General features: G+C 62.6%; 13 protein-coding genes and 1 pseudogene. 5 read left to right on the forward strand and 9 right to left on the reverse strand.

The features are described from left to right. The 5 genes from CSZ94_RS20035 to CSZ94_RS20055 all read right to left on the reverse strand — a co-directional run. Positions 1–499, reverse strand: a 499-nt coding sequence (locus tag CSZ94_RS20035; RefSeq protein ID WP_308410581.1) for a POTRA domain-containing protein, incomplete at its 3' end; no start/stop codon positions are given. Positions 500–895: 396 nt separating this feature from the next. Continuing rightward, on the reverse strand, positions 896–1,618 hold the full coding sequence (locus CSZ94_RS20040) for an ABC transporter ATP-binding protein (protein ID WP_102123140.1): 723 nt from the start codon (positions 1,616–1,618) through the stop codon (positions 896–898). A gap of 10 nt (positions 1,619–1,628) precedes the next feature. Then, positions 1,629–3,572 (reverse strand): branched-chain amino acid ABC transporter ATP-binding protein/permease, encoded by a 1,944-nt coding sequence (locus tag CSZ94_RS20045; RefSeq protein WP_102123141.1) that lies wholly within the window; start codon positions 3,570–3,572, stop codon positions 1,629–1,631. A 7-nt stretch (positions 3,573–3,579) separates the two neighbouring features. Continuing rightward, positions 3,580–4,470, reverse strand: a complete 891-nt coding sequence (locus CSZ94_RS20050; RefSeq protein ID WP_102123142.1) for a branched-chain amino acid ABC transporter permease — start codon at positions 4,468–4,470, stop codon at positions 3,580–3,582. A gap of 85 nt (positions 4,471–4,555) precedes the next feature. Further along, on the reverse strand, positions 4,556–5,713 hold the full coding sequence (locus tag CSZ94_RS20055) for an ABC transporter substrate-binding protein (RefSeq protein ID WP_102123143.1): 1,158 nt from the start codon (positions 5,711–5,713) through the stop codon (positions 4,556–4,558). 376 nt (positions 5,714–6,089) lie between these two features. Here CSZ94_RS20055 and CSZ94_RS20060 point away from each other — a divergent pair, with 376 nt between their 5' ends. Both CSZ94_RS20060 and CSZ94_RS20065 read left to right on the forward strand, forming a co-directional pair. Continuing rightward, the gene (locus tag CSZ94_RS20060; RefSeq protein WP_102123144.1) at positions 6,090–6,998 is read left to right on the forward strand and encodes a hypothetical protein; all 909 of its coding nucleotides are present in this window, start codon (positions 6,090–6,092) and stop codon (positions 6,996–6,998) included. Between the two features lie 24 nt (positions 6,999–7,022). Next, positions 7,023–7,436 carry a hypothetical protein gene (locus CSZ94_RS20065; protein WP_102123145.1) on the forward strand — a complete coding sequence of 138 codons (414 nt, stop codon included), beginning with the start codon at positions 7,023–7,025 and terminating at the stop codon, positions 7,434–7,436. A gap of 1 nt (position 7,437) precedes the next feature. Here CSZ94_RS20065 and CSZ94_RS20070 read toward each other — a convergent pair whose 3' ends face one another. Next, a complete protein-coding gene (locus CSZ94_RS20070) occupies positions 7,438–7,926 on the reverse strand; it encodes a tetratricopeptide repeat protein (protein WP_102123146.1) in 489 nt (162 codons plus the stop codon). Next, positions 7,923–9,968, reverse strand: a complete 2,046-nt coding sequence (locus tag CSZ94_RS20075) for a bifunctional 2',3'-cyclic-nucleotide 2'-phosphodiesterase/3'-nucleotidase (RefSeq protein ID WP_102123147.1) — start codon at positions 9,966–9,968, stop codon at positions 7,923–7,925. Before CSZ94_RS20075 ends, CSZ94_RS20070 begins: the two co-directional genes overlap by 4 nt. 202 nt (positions 9,969–10,170) lie before the next feature. Between CSZ94_RS20075 and prfB the strand changes: the two genes are divergently transcribed. The 3 genes and pseudogenes from prfB to lysS all read left to right on the forward strand — a co-directional run bounded on the left by prfB (position 10,171) and on the right by lysS (position 13,521). Continuing rightward, a protein-coding gene (gene prfB, locus CSZ94_RS20085) for a peptide chain release factor 2 (protein ID WP_116744790.1) occupies positions 10,171–11,275 on the forward strand; the annotation gives its coding sequence in 2 pieces (ribosomal slippage) (positions 10,171–10,251 and positions 10,253–11,275; 1,104 coding nt in all). Between the two features lie 2 nt (positions 11,276–11,277). Beyond that, positions 11,278–11,826, forward strand: a pseudogene (locus tag CSZ94_RS28840) (HAD family hydrolase); the annotation flags it as partial. A gap of 165 nt (positions 11,827–11,991) precedes the next feature. Then, a complete protein-coding gene (gene lysS / locus CSZ94_RS20090; protein ID WP_258001108.1) occupies positions 11,992–13,521 on the forward strand; it encodes a lysine--tRNA ligase in 1,530 nt (509 codons plus the stop codon). 73 nt (positions 13,522–13,594) lie between these two features. On the opposite strand, the gene CSZ94_RS20095 is transcribed toward lysS, so the two are convergent. Next, positions 13,595–14,596: a Gfo/Idh/MocA family protein gene (locus CSZ94_RS20095; protein WP_102123150.1), complete on the reverse strand. Its 1,002-nt coding sequence runs from the start codon at positions 14,594–14,596 to the stop codon at positions 13,595–13,597. A gap of 12 nt (positions 14,597–14,608) precedes the next feature. Then, on the reverse strand, positions 14,609–15,631 hold the full coding sequence (locus tag CSZ94_RS20100) for a porin (RefSeq protein WP_102123151.1): 1,023 nt from the start codon (positions 15,629–15,631) through the stop codon (positions 14,609–14,611). Positions 15,632–15,636 lie beyond the last annotated feature (5 nt).

The raw sequence follows: 15,636 nt of genomic DNA on the forward strand, positions 1-15,636 counted from the left end.
CTTGCCCGTCGAGACCGGCCAATAGCGTGCCGGCCAGACCGTCGGACAGATTGCTCTGGTTGCGCAGTTGCACCTGGCCATACTGCCCCGGCAGCACGCTGATTTGCACCACGCCATCGTGGATGTCCTGCGCGGGCAGATACGCTTGCGCGAGGAAATAGCCACGCTGCTGGTAATAGCTGGCAATTTTTGACGCCATGGCGCGCAGCTCGCCCAGGGTCAGCTCGCTGCCCGGCACGAAACCCGTGCTGGCGACCAGTTCGCTCTCGGCAAAGACGGGCGGCGCCGTCACCTGCAGGCGCTGTACCGTGATGCGCGTTGTATCGCCCAGCGTGGTGGCCGGTACATTGCCCTGCTGCACGCGGATGGCTGGCGGCGCCTTCGGCAACTGGGGCGCGACGGGAATCTGCTGCAGCTGGCTGCCGGCGCTGGGGGGATCGACGGCGTACGCGTTCTGGATCAGCAGTAGCAGGGTCAGGGGCAGGAGTTGGGTGCGCAAAAAATCCTCTCGATTACATCATCAGCGGTGGGCAGTGGGCGGTAAAGTTGCCAAATATTAATTTAATAGTTCCCACACTGTAACAGTTCCGCTCTAAAACTTGACGATCTATATTTTTTATATTAGGAAAGCGCACATGAATTCGCCTTCCTGGCGAGTTTGGCGCGCAAAATGCTCAAACGGCGCGTCGATCAAGCAGTTTCTGCTCGATTTGACGGCAAGCGGTCTTGTATAGTTGCCTGCGTTGGCGGCAACGGCGGCAGCGGCCCGGTGCGAGCGTGCCGCTGCGGTCATCGAAGCAAATACGTCAAGCCATGCTTTGACACAGCCAATGTATCTGCTGCACTGACACCATCGTCAGTGCAGTGCGCTGGAAAATGCGCGTCAAACGTCCTCTCAATGCCCTCCCCCCAGATACGCGGCGATCACCTTCGGATCGGTCTTCAGACTTTCGGCCGGGCCGTGCACGGAGATGCTGCCGTTTTCCAGCACATAGCCGTAATCGGCCACGTTCAGGGCGGCGGCGGCAAATTGCTCCACCAGCAGCATGGTCACGCCTTCGCCTTTCAGGCGCGTGATGATGCGAAACACTTCCTCCACCAGGATGGGCGCCAGGCCCATCGACGGCTCGTCGAGCAGAATTACTTCCGGGTTCAGCATGACGGCGCGCGCCATGGCCAGCATCTGCTGCTCGCCGCCCGACAAGGTGCCGGCCAGCTGTTCGCGCCGCTCCTTCAGGCGGGGGAACAGCTCCAGGGCCTTGTCCAGGTCGCCCTTGATGTCGCCTTTCGGGCGCGCACGCGTAAAGCGGGGAAAAGCGCCCAGCAGCAGGTTGTCCGTCACCGACATCGAGGCGAACACGCGCCGGCCTTCCGGCGAATGGGCCAGGCCGGCGCGCGCGATGCGGTGCGAATCGAGCCCCGTAACATCCTTGCCGCCCAGGGTGACGGTACCGGATTTGGGTTTCAGCATGCCGGAAATGGCGCGCATGGTGGTGGTCTTGCCGGCGCCGTTCGAGCCGATCAGGGTCACCAGCTTGCCCTTCGGGACGTCGAGCGAAATGCCGTGCAGGACTTCGACTTTGCCGTAGGCGGCGTGCAGATTATGAATGGTCAGCATGGTATTCCTCTCAGTGCGCCGCTGGCGCCAGGGTGTCGGCGCTGCCGCCCAGGTAGGCTTCGATCACTTTCGGATCGCTCTGGACAAGCGCGGGTGCGCCTTCGGCGATCTTCTGACCGAAGTCCAGCACCGTCACCACGTCCGACAGGGCCATCACCACGTCCATGTGGTGCTCGATCAGGATGATGGTGATGCCGTGCTCGCGGATCTTGCGGATGATGGCCATCAGCTCCTTGATGTCGGGCGCCGTCAGGCCCGCCGCCGGTTCGTCGAGCAGCAGCAAACGGGGATTGAGGCCCAGTGCGCGGCCGATTTCCAGCAGGCGCTGTTTGCCATACGGCAGATTGCGCGCCTCTTCGTTGGCCAGGTCGGCCAGGCCGACGAATTCGAGGATGCTGGCGGCCCGCTCGCGCGCCGCCGTCTCTTCGCGCTTGTAGCGGGGCGTGTGCAGCATCACGTCCAGCACATTCGACTTGAAGGTGTTGTGCAAGCCCACCAGCACGTTCTCGGTGGCCGTCATCTCGCCGAACAGCTGCACGTTCTGGAAGGTGCGCGCCACGCCGCCCAGGGCGATTTCGGACGGCGTGCGGCCGGAGATCACGGCCCCGGCAAATTCCACCTTGCCCGCCGTCGGCTTGTAGATCCCCGTCAGCACGTTCATCATCGTGCTTTTGCCCGAGCCATTCGGCCCGATCAAGCCGTGCACCGAGCCTTGCGTGACGTTCAAGTCCACCTGGTTCAGCGCTTTCAGGCCGCCGAACTGCATCAGCGCCTGGTCCACGCGCAGCAGCGTTTCACCGCGCTGGCCGCCTTGCGCATGGTCAAAAGGCGCCACGCCATGCGAAGCGACGGCCTGCACATGGCCCCTACCCTTGCCGACAAAGCTCATCAGGAAGCCGACGATGCCGTCCTGCAGGTAGTACACGACAAATAAAGTCATCAGGCCGAAGATGGTCAAACGCCAGTCGATCATGTTCTCCAGCTTATAGGAAAACGCAGCCAGGCCGATGGTGGCGACCAGGGGCACGAGCACGCCGCGCACGGTGGCGCGTTTTTTCGCCAGCATGAAGGCGGAGCCGATCACGCCCAGCACGGCGGCGCCGACGGCAATCTTGCGGAACAACTCGATGTCGGCCAGCAAACTGGGCAACATGACGACGATCAGCGCGCCGATCAAGGCGCCCGAACGCGTCTTGCGCCCGCCCATGATGACAGCCAGCAGGAACAAGATCGTCAGCTCGAAGTTATAGGTATTGGGCGAAATGTATTCTTCCGAATACGCATACAGGCTGCCGGCCAGGCCCGCGAAACCGGCGCTGATGACAAACGCATACACTTTATAGCGGTACACGGACACGCCCATGCAGTCCGAGGCGATGGGACTGTCGCGCAATGCTTCAAACGCCCGCCCCAGGTTCGACTTTAAAATGCGGTGCACGACCACCAGCGAGACCACCATCAGCGCGGCGACCATGTAGTAGTACTCCACTTCGCTCAATTTGTGGCCGAACAGGACGGGTTTGTGGATCTTGATACCCATCGGGCCTTCCGTCAGGAAGCTCATTTCATTGATCAGGATTTGTATGATGGTGCCGAAGGCCAGCGTCACCATGGCCAGGTAAGGGCCGGTCACGCGCAGGGCCGGCAAGGCCAGGATGGCGCCAAACACGGCCGCGAGCACAATGCTGGCGGGAATGGCCAGCCAGAACGACAGGCCCAGCTTGAACACCAGCACGCCCGTGCCGTAGGAGCCGATGCCGAACAGGCCTGCATGGCCCAGCGACACCTGCCCCGTGTAGCCGACGACGATATCGAGGCCGAACAGCAGGATGGCGTAGATCAGAATGGTCTCGGCCAGGTGGATGTAATAGGGGTTCGGGATAAGGATGGGGAACAGCACGAGCGCCGCCAGGCCCGCCGCGCTCAGCGCCAGCATGGTAATTTTCTTGTTCATGTGATCCTCAGACTTTCTTGATCGCGGCCTTGCCGAACAGGCCGGACGGCTTGACGGCCAGCACCAGCAGCAGCAATAGCAGGCCAGGCACTTCCTTGTAGCCGGTGGAAATGTAATAGCCGGTGGTCGTTTCCGCGATACCCAGGATCAGGCCGCCGACGATGGCGCCCACGCCCGATGTCAGGCCGCCGATGATGGCCACGGCAAACGCTTTCAAGCCCAGCGAGGCGCCCATGGTGGCCCCCGTCAGGGTCAGCGGCGCTACCAGCACGCCGGCAAAGGCGGCCGTGGCCGACGACAGCGCGTAGGAAAAGGTGATGACCATGCCCGTGTTAATGCCCATCAAACCGGCCGCGTCGCGATCGTTGGCTGTCGCCACGACAGCCTTGCCGTAGATCGATTTGCGGTTGAACACTTCGACGGCCAGCATGATGGCCAGCGCGCCGACGATGACGGCCACCTGCATGGGCTGCACGTTCGCGCCCAGGACCTTGAACGGCGCGGCGCTGAGCGGCGACGGGAAGGTCAGGTCATCCTTGCCCCAGATGTTTTCCGCCACGTTTTTAAAAATGATGGCCAGCGCGATGGTCGACATGATCCAGCCGAATTCGGACTTGATCTTGATGGCGGGCCGCACGCCTATCCATTCGACGAACACGCCCTGCAAGGCGCCGAAGGCGATGACGATGGGGACCATCAGCAAATAGCTCATGTACGGCCCGCCATGGATGGTGCCCACCAGCGACAGGCCCACCAGCGCGCCCAGCATCAGGGATTCGCCCTGGCCGAAATTGAGGGTGCCGGAAGTGGCAAAGGTCAGCTGATAGCCGAAGGCGATGACGGCATAGATCATGCCCAGCGCGATGCCGCTGAAGACGAGCTGCAGGAAGATTTCCATGGTGTTCCCCGGAAGACGAAAGATGAAAAAATGGCCAGTCCTGATTCCTCAAGGCTGGCCATTGCGCGGCGAACGTCCGCAGGGATTACTTGGCGAGGACGACCTTGCCGTCCTTGACTTCGCCAAACACGGTCAGCTCGGCCGTGATCGCTTCATGGTTGGTTTTGCTGAACGGCTTGTTATAGGTGGTCACGGCGCCTTCCACTTTTTCGTTCAGGTTTTCCAGCGCGGCGCGCACTTTCGGGCCATCCGTGCCGCCCGCCTGCGTGATGGCTGCGGCCAGCAGGTAGATGGAATCGTAACCTTGCGCAGCCGAGACGGCCGATGGCATGCGTCCGCCCGATGGCTTGTAAGCAGCCACATAGGCGTCGATGAAGGCCTTGCGCTTGGGCGTGCTGGCATCCTGGATGAAGGTTTGCGGCATGCGCGTGCCATTGCCGTTCTTGCCCGCGTTGTCGATGAAGTTGCCCATGGCCAGGGTCCAGCTGCCGATCAGCGGCACTTTCCAGCCCAGTTTTTCCATGCCGTTGGCGATCTGCGCCAGTTCCGGGCCGATGCCGTAGGTCAGCACCACTTCCGCGCCCGCCTGCTTGGCTTTCAACAGCTGGGCCGTCATGTCGACGTCCTTGATGTTGTATTTTTCAACGACAACGGGCTTGATGCCCTTCTTGTCCAGCGCCTTTTCCAGGTCTTCGCGACCCAGCTGGCCATAGTTGGTGGAATCGGCCAGGATCGCCACTTTTTTGAACTTGCGGTTCTCGATGGCCTCGTGCACGATCATGCCGGACTGGATGGTGTCATTGGCCGCATTGCGGAAGATGTAGTTTTCCGGCTGGTCGGCGAATTGCTTGGTGACGATGGAGCCCGTCGCCACATTGTTCATGACGGGAATTTTCGCTTCCTGGTAAAAGCGTTGCGAAGCCAGGGCCACGCCCGTGTTGATGTAGCCGACGGTGGCGGCGACTTTTTCTTTGTTGATGAGCTCTTGGGCGATCTGTACGCCGCGTTCGTTCTTCGCTTCGTCATCGCGCTCGATCAGCAGCAAGGAACGGCCCAGTACGCCACCCTTGGCATTGATTTCAGCGACGGCCAGCTTGACGCCGTCGCGCATCGACACGCCCATCGGCGCGGAACCGCCCGTGAACGGACCGGACACGCCGATCTTGATGGGGTCGGCTGCGACTGCCGCCTGCGAGAAACCCAAAACCAAACTTGCCACAAGCAATTTCTGTTTCAAATTCATTGTCATCTCCTCTGATACAACGTTTTTAATGCCACTTATTTTTATAGTCGTACGCTGGATAACCGCCCCATCGATAAATCATTGTAGGTGAGTAAACATGCACCAGCAACAACTACATATGACGCATCGCAACATGCAGAAAAGACCGAATTGCTTGCCCTATGTCAGTCTTTTGTAAGGAAAATATGAGGTAAATTGGCGCACCTGCGCCATCGGGCAACAATCCATGGCAAAACCCGCCAGGCAAGCAGGCAAGCTCGGCGATTCACCAAGCCACTGATCTGGCGCAATATTGGCACTGTCCAGCATGCTAAGGTCGGCCATGCCAGCGCGTGCGCGCGGGCCCGATCAACCAAAGCTACCGCATGGAGGCCATATGCAGCACCCGCCGAACTCATCCGTTTCGACCCTGCTTCTTTACGCCACCGCCAGCTTGCTGCTGGGCGGCTGCGCCAGCAACCTGGCGCCCGTGCGTACCTTTGCCGAACAGACGCAAAAGATGTCGGTCCACTTCGAACCCATGCTGGCAAGCGGGGTCCACAGTTGCATGGACAAGGCCATGCGCAAGCGTTTGATCCTGGCCGAGCGTTTCGATGCGCAAGCGAGCGAACAGGCGGCGCGCGCCGATTGCGCTGCCATCGCGCAGGCCAGCATGTCGGTCGCCAGCCTGAACGCCGTCCTGCTGCGCTATGCGCACACCATGGCGGCGCTGGCCGATGACAAGCTGCCCCTCTACCAGGAAGAGTTCGGCGGACTCGGCGATGCGCTGGGCGGCTTGGCACAGCCGGGCGCCGGCGCGCCCCTGCTCGATGCGAACAAGCTGTCCAAGGTCGTCAAATTGAGCGAACACCTGAGCCGTCTGGCCACGCAGCGCCGGCAACAATCGGCCTTGCGCGAACTGCTCGACGAGCAGAAAGCCGTCGATATCGTCAGCAATGCGCTCAAGGAGTATGCCCAGCGCAGCTACCGCGCCGGCTTGCAGGATGAATTGCGCGACCTGGACCTGCTGCGCGGCGCCGTCGACAAGGCCGCGCCGCGCGAACCGCTGGCCGCCAACTACATCCGCACACGCTTGCACCTGGAAGGGCGGCAATTGCAGGAAAGGGAAAAGATCGTCGCCGCGTATGTTGCGGCCGTCGATGCGCTGCAAGCCAGCGTGGCCGCGCTGCGGGCCAATTTCGACCGCCTGCAGGCGACCGAACTGGAGCGGCAGCTGGCGCAGTTTTCACGCGACGTCGCCACGCTGCAAAAACAGGCTGTTTTCTATGGTCCCGCCCGCTGGTAAGCGGCGCGCACACTGGAGTATCCCATGGCCCCACTGACCGAACTGACGAAAGACCAAAGCTACGCCATCGCAGATAGCTTGGCGCAGGCTTCAAGCCTGGTGCTGGAATTGCGCATCCGCGAACGGGAAGCGCTGGCGCCGGACGAGCGCGCGCTACTGGAGCAATATGAAAATCACCTGGACCAGATGGTGGCCCTGTTCCGCGCGTATGGCATTTATCTGACCGTCGATGGCGCCGAACAGGCGCGCGGCGATATCGAGGGCGCAATCGCCAAGGGCAAGCTGCAGCTCAAGCGCATCGCCGACGTGAAGGCCGCCATAGCTGCGGCGGCCAGGCTGGTCGACCTGGGCGCCGCCATCCTGTCGCGCGACCCGCTCGCCATCGGCGAGGCGGCGGCCAGCTTGCGGGCCAGGGCAAAGAAGGAAGAGCCGGTGTAGTTCAGGGTTCCGGCGGGCGGTGTCCCATGGCATGCGTGGCCATCATCAGGTACAAATGGCCCTGCTCCTCGTTGTGCGCATAACCCATGCCTCCTTCCGCCAGGGCCACGGATTTCTGCTGCAGCGCTTCCGGGTATTGCGCATCACAGGCCGCGTCAAGCCAATAACGCGCCTGCGCTTCATCGCTGGCCAGCAGCATGTTCGCCGCGATGAACATGGCCGGCGCCACCTGGCGCTGCGCGGCCAGTTCCAGCCAGCGCAGCGCGGCGGCGCTGTCCTGCGGCCCGCCCATGCCGTTCTTGAACATCAAGCCCAGGTAATACGCGGCGGGACCGCTGCCCTGCCCTGCCGCCTGTTCGAACAGGGCGCGCGCCTGCGGCTGGGACGTCTCTCCTGCGCGCATCAGAATCTTGGCACGGGCCGTGACATCAGGCGCTGCCACCACGGGCGAGACCAGCGCGGCGGCCAGCAGCAAGTTTGCCAGCATCATTTCGACAGGTCTACCTGATACAGCGCAAAGCCCTTGCCCGCACCATCGTCAGCCTTCAGCTGCGTGACGTTATCGATGCCGGCCGCTCGCGCCAGGTCGATCACGTTCGGCGCCGAATGGAAAACCACCGGGCCTTGCGTGGCAACTCTGGCGAAGCGCCAGCTGCGCGCCGAACCGTTTTTCGCGCGCGTCAGGTTTTTCTGCTGCGTGACATAGGCAATCAGCAGTTCGCGGTTGTTGTCGGGCGAGGCCACCACCGTCTTGCTGCCGTCGAGGCCAGGGAAATTGCCGCCGCCGCTGGCGCGGTAGTTATTTGTCGCTATCAAGAATTCCTGGCTGGCGTCCACTGGCTTGCCCTTGTACGTCAGGCCCTTGATGCGCTGGCCAGGCGGCTGCGTGACGTCGATCTGGTAGCGCACGTCGGCGCTGGTGATGGCGTCGAAGTTGTAGCTCGGATGGGCCGTGTTGACCAGTTCTTGCGGCTCCGCCTTGTGCGGAGCGATGGTGTTGAAACGCCGCGCAGACTGTTCCAGCCAGGCTTTCAGCTCCGCGCCATTCATCTTCACGCCGTACAGCGCGTTCGGATACAAATACAGGTCGGCCGCGTTATTCAGCGCCACGTTGCCCGCCTTGACGTCCGTGTAGTCGGACACGCCGGCCGAGCCGCTCTTGAACGGCGACGACATCGACAGCACGGGCAAGTGCGCGTACTGCGGCAAATTCGCCTTCACATACGCGGCCAGGTAGCCCGATTGCGCCTGGTTCACCACCTCGATGGCGCTGACATCGCCCACGTCGGCGAAATACGTCGACATGCGGAAGTCCGTGGCGCCCACGGGCGTCTGCACGTAGGCAATCGTCGCCGCGTGCTCCTCGGCCACCAGTGTGGCGATGGCCGCATCGGGCTGCACGTAACTTTTGTCCGTATTCTGGATGCCGCGCGCTTCCACCGTGGTAGCGCTCTTCTCGACGGTCCACTGCTTGCCGTCGTGACGCAAGTGCAGGCCGATCACGCCCAGGTGCTTGCCCCACAGATTGGCCATCACGGTAGGCACGCCGTTGACCAGCCCTTTGACTTTGTCGACGCCGGGCAAATTAAACTGCGGCACCGTGCTGGTCGCGTTCGGGAATAGCTGGTGCGAATGGCCGATCAGCATGGCGTCCACGCCCGGTACTTGCGACAGGTAGTAATTGCCGTTTTCCATGGTCGGCGAGTACGGACTGTCATCGAGGCCGCCGTGCGAGATCGCCACCACCAGCTCGGCGCCCTTGGCGCGCATCTCGGGGATGAATTTTTCCGCGGTCTCGCGCACGCCTTGCGTATAGACCCGGCCTTCCAGCCAGCGCTTGTCCCACGCCATGATGGTGGGCGGCGCAAAGCTGATGATGCCCACCTTCACTCTGCTGGTCACCGGTTTGCCATCGGGGCCGGCCGCCGTGATCTGCTTGTCGATGATGTGATATGGCGCAAACAGGGGCTGGCCCGTCTTGACGCTGTAGACATTGGCCAGCACTTGCGGGAACGCGGGGCCGGCGCAGCGCGGTTTGCTGGCATCGACGCTGTCGACGTCGAAGCGGTTGCCCGTCACCTGGCTCAAGAACGCCAGGCCGTAGTTGAATTCATGGTTGCCGATGCCGCCGCCATCGACCTTCAGCAAATTCATGGCCTTGTAGATGGCCAGGGTCTGGTCGCAGGCCAGTGGTTTGACGAGGGCCTGGTAGTCGGCCAGCGCCGTGCCCTGGATGGTGTCGCCGTTGTCGAGCAGGAGATTGTTCGGAAACTCGGCACGCGCCTGCGCAATCAGGGCCGCCGTGCGTTCCAGGCCGATCGACGGTTCCGCCTGCAGCTTGTAGTAATCATAACTGAGCACATTTGCGTGCAAGTCCGTCGTCTCCAGCAGGGCGAAGGTGGCGCTGCTGCCCGCTGGCGCGGCGGCCAGCGCCCGGACAGGCCCGGTGGCGACGGGCGGCAAGGCGCCACAGCCGGCCAGCAGCAGCGGTAACAGGGCGAGACGGGGAAGTTGGCGCAGGGGTTGGCACATGAGTTGTTCCTGAGGAAAGACAATATCGCCAGCATCATACGCAGCACGGCAGCGGTCATCAAGTCAAAAATATTGTCGAAAATACAGCAAAATCATCATTTTATTGCCATGTGCAGCAGCATTTGCGCCGCAGCGGCAGCGGAAACCCGCCGCGCTCGCGTATAATTCAAGGTTTGATTTCACCATAGAAGACCAGAACATTATGGAAGCCGAACGCATCAATATCATCTCCGCCCTGCTGAACGACCTGACGGTCCGCGAAGCCGAACTTCGGAGGTATCTTTGACTTCGCTGTCAAGTCGGAGAAACTAGAGCAAGTCAACGAAGAACTGGAAGATCCGACCGTCTGGAACGATCCCAAGCGTGCCCAGGACCTCGGTAAAGAGAAGAAGGCGCTGGAAGCGATCGTCTTCACGCTGACCCGTGCCGATGCCGACCTGCGCGACACCCGCGACCTGTTCGACATGGCCCGTGAAGAAGGCGACGACGAGACGCTGGAAGCAATCGAGCAGGATGTACAGGAAATCCGCAAGGTCATCGAAAGCATGGAGTTCCGCCGGATGTTCAACAATCCGATGGACCCAAACAACTGCTTCATCGATATCCAGGCCGGCGCCGGCGGTACGGAGGCCCAGGACTGGGCCTCGATGCTGCTGCGCCAGTACCTGCGCTATTGCGAACGCAAGGGCTTCAAGGTCGAAATCCTGGAGCAGTCCGACGGCGAGGTTGCCGGCATCAAGACGGCTACCCTGAAGGTCGAGGGCGATCACGCCTACGGTTTCCTGCGCACGGAAACGGGCGTGCACCGCCTGGTGCGCAAGTCGCCATTCGACTCGGCCAACGGTCGCCACACCTCGTTTACGTCGCTGTTCGTGTATCCGGAAGTCGATGATTCGATCGAGATCGACGTCAACCCGGCCGATATCCGCGTCGATACCTACCGCGCGTCGGGCGCCGGTGGTCAGCACATCAATAAAACCGACTCCGCCGTCCGCATGACCCATGCGCCGACCGGCATCGTGGTGCAGTGCCAGAACGACCGTTCGCAGCACCGCAACCGCGCCGAAGCGATGGAAATGCTGAAAGCCAAGCTGTACGAACATGAACTGCGCAAGCGCATGAGCGAGCAGCAAAAGCTGGAAGACTCGAAGACGGACGTGGGCTGGGGTCACCAGATCCGCTCCTACGTGCTGGACCAGTCCCGCATCAAGGACTTGCGCACCGGTTTCGAGACGGGCAATACCAAGGGCGTGCTCGATGGCGACATCGACGAATTCATCTCCGCCTCGCTCAAGCAAGGCGTGTAAGGATGAATGCATCCGTTCCAGCCCGGCGTGCCTTCCTGTTTGACATGGATGGCACGATCGTCGACAACATGGCCTTCCACACGACATCGTGGCTGGCGTTCTTTGAACGCCAGGGCCATGTGCTGGATGCGGACGCCTTTTTCCGCGACACGGCAGGACGGCAAGGCCGCGAAATCATCGTCAAGTACCTGGGCGAGGATGCCGACCACGTCGCCCTGCTGGCTGAAAAGGAAGTCGTATACCGCGAACTGTATGGCCCGCACCTGGCGACGGTGGCCGGTTTCGGCCAGCTGATCGCCAACGCGCGCCAGAACGGCGTGGGACTGGTGGTGGGCACGGCCGCGCCGGACGAGAACATCGCGTTCACGCTCGATGGCCTGAACCTGCGCCATCGCTTCGACGCCATCGTCGGCGCCGCCGACGTGGAACGGGGCAAGCCGCACCCGGACGTTTTCCTGAAAGGCGCGCAGCTGGCCGGCGCACTGCCGCAGCACTGCATCGTCTTTGAAGATGCGCCTCTGGGCGTGGAAGCGGCGCGCCGTGCCGGCATGCGCGTCGTGGTACTCACCACCACCCTGCCGGCCGAAGCGTTTGCCGCATTCGACAACGTGATTGCCATCGTGCCGGATTTCTCCGCACTCGACGTCGACGCACTGTTTGCCAGCGTGGCGCCAGCGCTGGCACCACATCATCAATCATCACCAACGAAGAACACCATGACTACGGATATCCAAGAACAAGCCGCCGCCCCCGATGAAAACAAGATCATCGCCGAGCGCCGCGTCAAGCTGGCAGCACTGCGCGAACAAGGCATCGCCTTCCCGAACGATTTCCGCCCCGAGCACAAGGCGGCCGATCTGCACGCGCAATACGGCAGCAAGACGCGCGAAGAGCTGGAAGCCGAACCTGTCACCGTGGTGCTGGCCGGCCGCATGATGCTCAAGCGCGAAGCCGGCAAGAAAGCCGCTTTCGCCACCCTGCAAGACGCTTCCGGCCCGAAGGCCGACGGCCGCATCCAGATCTATGCCACCTTGGACCTCACCGGCGAAGCGGCCATGGCCGCCCTGCACCACTATGACCTGGGCGATATCCTGGGCGTGACGGGCACCCTGTTCAAGACCAAGACGGACGAACTGACCATCAAGGTCACGCAACTGCGTTTGATCACCAAGTCGCTGCGCCCGCTGCCGGACAAATTCCACGGCCTGGCCGACCAGGAAACGAAGTACCGTCAGCGTTACGTCGACCTGATCATGAACGAAGAGACGCGCCGCACCTTCAAGGCGCGTACCGCCGCCATCTCGTCGATCCGCCGCTTCATGGAAAAGAACGAGTTCATGGAAGTGGAAACGCCGATGCTGCACACGATTCCGGGCGGCGCGGCGGCAAAGCCCTTCATCACACACCACAATGCGCTGGACATGCAAATGTTCCTGCGCATCGCGCCCGAGCTGTACCTGAAGCGCCTGGTGGTGGGCGGCTTCGACCGCGTGTTCGAGATCAACCGCAACTTCCGCAACGAAGGCGTGTCGATCCGTCACAACCCTGAATTCACGATGATGGAATTCTACGCGGCCTACACCGACTACAAATGGCTGATGGACTTCACGGAAGCCGTCATCCGCCAGGCCGCCATCGACGCGCACGGCACCGCCACCCTGACCTACGGCGGCCGCGAGCTGGACCTGGCAAAGCCGTTCCACCGCCTGACCATCGTCGAAGCGATCAACAAGTACGCGCCGGGCTACAAGCCGGAACAGTTGAACGATGCCGACTTCATCAAGGAAGAGCTGAAGAAATTCGGCGTCAAGCCGTTCGCCACGGCCGGCCTGGGCGCACTGCAACTGACGCTGTTCGAAGAGACGGCGGAAGCGCAGCTATGGGAACCGACCTACATCATCGACTACCCTGTCGAAGTGTCGCCACTGGCGCGCGCTTCCGACACGGTGGCCGGCATCACCGAACGCTTCGAGCTGTTCATGGTCGGCCGCGAGATCGCCAACGGCTTCTCCGAGTTGAATGACGCGGAAGACCAGTCGGCCCGCTTCCTGGCGCAAGTCGCTGCCAAGGACGCCGGCGATGAAGAGGCGATGTTCTACGACGCCGACTACATCCGCGCGCTGGAATACGGCATGCCGCCAGCCGGCGGCTGCGGCATCGGCATCGACCGCCTGATGATGATCATCACGGATTCGCCGAACATCCGCGACGTCCTGCTGTTCCCTCACTTGCGCCGCGAAGACTAATCCCGGACGCCAGCCAATAAAAAGCCGCCTGATTTTTGCGATCAGGCGGCTTTTTCACTTGTGCGGCCGGCCGTCAATCGGCCAGGGTCACGCGCTGGTGGCTGCGACTGGCCTGCTGCGCCGCCAGCGCCGTGGCCAGCGCGCGCATGCCGTCGTCGCCAGTGGCGGCAGGCTGCCCTACACCGCGCATGGCGCGCTGGAAGGCGCGCACCGAGCGCACATACAGGTTTTCATGCTCGACGGGGATATCGACGCTGCCGCCGTCGCGCGTCAGGCTGATGCTGCCAACGGGGCGCTGCGTCATCACGCCGGAGGCGAAGATGCTGCCCTTGCTACCGATGATTTCCACGCCGGACAGCGAATGCGGCGCGTTGAACGCGTCGTGCACCTGCACCAGGGTGCCGTTGTCGAACTCGATAACGGCCATCAGGCCCTCTTCCAGCCCGGCCACCGTCATGCCGCCGCTGGTGGCGCAGGCGGTCACGTGGCGCGGCTCTGCATCGAGCAGGAAGCGCAAGGTGTCGACATCGTGCACGAACATGTCGAGCGTGACGCCGCCCGATTCCGGCGCGTCCAGGCGCCAGCCGCGCAAGTGCTGCGGCAGCTTGTTTGCGTGAAGCACGCGGCAATACAGGGGCTGGCCGATCTCGCCGGCGCGTATCAGCTCGCGCACCTTGGCGTGGCTGGCGGCGTTGCGCAGGTGGTGGTTAATCCCCAGCACTACGCCGGCTTCGGCGCAGCCGTCGACCATGCGGCGGGCGTCGTCCAGGTTCAGCGCCAGCGGCTTCTCGCACAGCACGTGCTTGCCCGCGCGCGCCGCCTGCAAGGTCTGCGCCATATGCCACTCATTGGTGGTGCTGATGTACACGGCATCCGCGCCCGGATGGGCCAGTGCCGCACTCAAATCCGTATAGCTGGCGGCTATGCCAAACTGCGCGGCAAAGGCGGCGCCGCGCGCAGCGTCGCGACTGACCACGGCCAGCACTTCCGCGTCGCCCTGCTGGCCGATTGCGTCGACCATCCATTCGCGCGCCACGGTGCTGGCGCCGACCAAAATCCATCCGATCTTCTTCATTCGATTCTCCCCTTAAAAAGTGTGGCGCAGGCCCAGGTTCCAGGCCTGGTTGCCGCTGCCGTTATCGGTGGCGTTGCCCACCAGGTAGGCGGCGCCGTTGCGGTTGTCGATATGCGCATAGGCCGCATACAAGGTGCTGCGCTTCGACAGCGCGTAGGTGTAGCCGATGCCGATCTGCGAAGCGTCGCCGTTGGCGGCGCGCCGGTCGTCGCGCCGTACGTACGAGAACAAGACGCGGTGCGGGCCCACCGGCAAGGTGGCGCCCAGCATCAGGTCCGCGCTGTCAACCGTGGTGGTGGCGCCCGCCGTGCTCTTGCTGACGGCAATGGCGCCATGCGCCTTGACCACGCCGAAGTCCCAGGTGGCGCCCAGCACCGTGTTCCTCGCCCTGCCCGCCAGCTGCGCGTTTGATATGGTATTGGCGTCCTGGTGCGCCATGCGCACAGTCAGCGGCCCGCTGGCATAGGTGGCCGCCGCGCCCATGTAGCGCCTGGCCGCGGCGTCGCCGGGCACTTCGCCGAAGCCGTACGCCAGTTCACCGGAAAGACCGCCGCGCACGGGCGAGCTGTAGCTGATGCTGTTGTCGACGCGGCTGATGTAACCGGCCGTGAAAACATTGCTCATCCTGCCCGCAAAACCCAGATAAAACGGGTCCAGCGCGCCCAGGCTGCTATCGATGAAGGTGTACTGGCGGCCCAGCCGCAGCGTGCCCGCCGCGCCGGCGAGACCGACGAAAGCCTGGCGCCCGAACAACAGGCCGCCCTGGGCCGAGCCGCCCGTGTCGGCCAGGATGCCCGCATCCATCGTAAAGATCGCCGTCATGCCGCCGCCCAGGTCTTCGCTGCCTTTGAAACCCAGCCGCGAGCCGTTGGCGATGCCGCTGGTCAGCTTGAGCACCCTGCCGCCGGCGCCGCCATTCTCGGACACCACGCCCATATCCGCGATGCCGTACATGGCCACATTCGACTGCGCCGAGCACAGGCTGCTGCAAGCGCCGGCGCCGATGATCATTGCCCTTGCTACCTTGTTCTTCATCTCTT

Source organism: Janthinobacterium sp. ROICE36 (assembly GCF_002869965.1).
Classification (GTDB): domain Bacteria; phylum Pseudomonadota; class Gammaproteobacteria; order Burkholderiales; family Burkholderiaceae_D; genus Janthinobacterium.

Bases quoted from the DNA above. Each gene is read 5' to 3' on its own strand.
- CSZ94_RS20040 (WP_102123140.1), bottom strand. From the start codon at position 1,618: ATGCTGACCATTCATAATCTGCACGCCGCCTACGGCAAAGTCGAAGTC.
- CSZ94_RS20045 (WP_102123141.1), bottom strand. From the start codon at position 3,572: ATGAACAAGAAAATTACCATGCTGGCGCTGAGCGCGGCGGGCCTGGCG.
- CSZ94_RS20050 (WP_102123142.1), bottom strand. From the start codon at position 4,470: ATGGAAATCTTCCTGCAGCTCGTCTTCAGCGGCATCGCGCTGGGCATG.
- CSZ94_RS20055 (WP_102123143.1), bottom strand. From the start codon at position 5,713: ATGAATTTGAAACAGAAATTGCTTGTGGCAAGTTTGGTTTTGGGTTTC.
- CSZ94_RS20060 (WP_102123144.1), top strand. From the start codon at position 6,090: ATGCAGCACCCGCCGAACTCATCCGTTTCGACCCTGCTTCTTTACGCC.
- CSZ94_RS20065 (WP_102123145.1), top strand. From the start codon at position 7,023: ATGGCCCCACTGACCGAACTGACGAAAGACCAAAGCTACGCCATCGCA.
- CSZ94_RS20070 (WP_102123146.1), bottom strand. From the start codon at position 7,926: ATGATGCTGGCAAACTTGCTGCTGGCCGCCGCGCTGGTCTCGCCCGTG.
- CSZ94_RS20075 (WP_102123147.1), bottom strand. From the start codon at position 9,968: ATGTGCCAACCCCTGCGCCAACTTCCCCGTCTCGCCCTGTTACCGCTG.
- lysS (WP_258001108.1), top strand. From the start codon at position 11,992: ATGACTACGGATATCCAAGAACAAGCCGCCGCCCCCGATGAAAACAAG.
- CSZ94_RS20095 (WP_102123150.1), bottom strand. From the start codon at position 14,596: ATGAAGAAGATCGGATGGATTTTGGTCGGCGCCAGCACCGTGGCGCGC.
- CSZ94_RS20100 (WP_102123151.1), bottom strand. From the start codon at position 15,631: ATGAAGAACAAGGTAGCAAGGGCAATGATCATCGGCGCCGGCGCTTGC.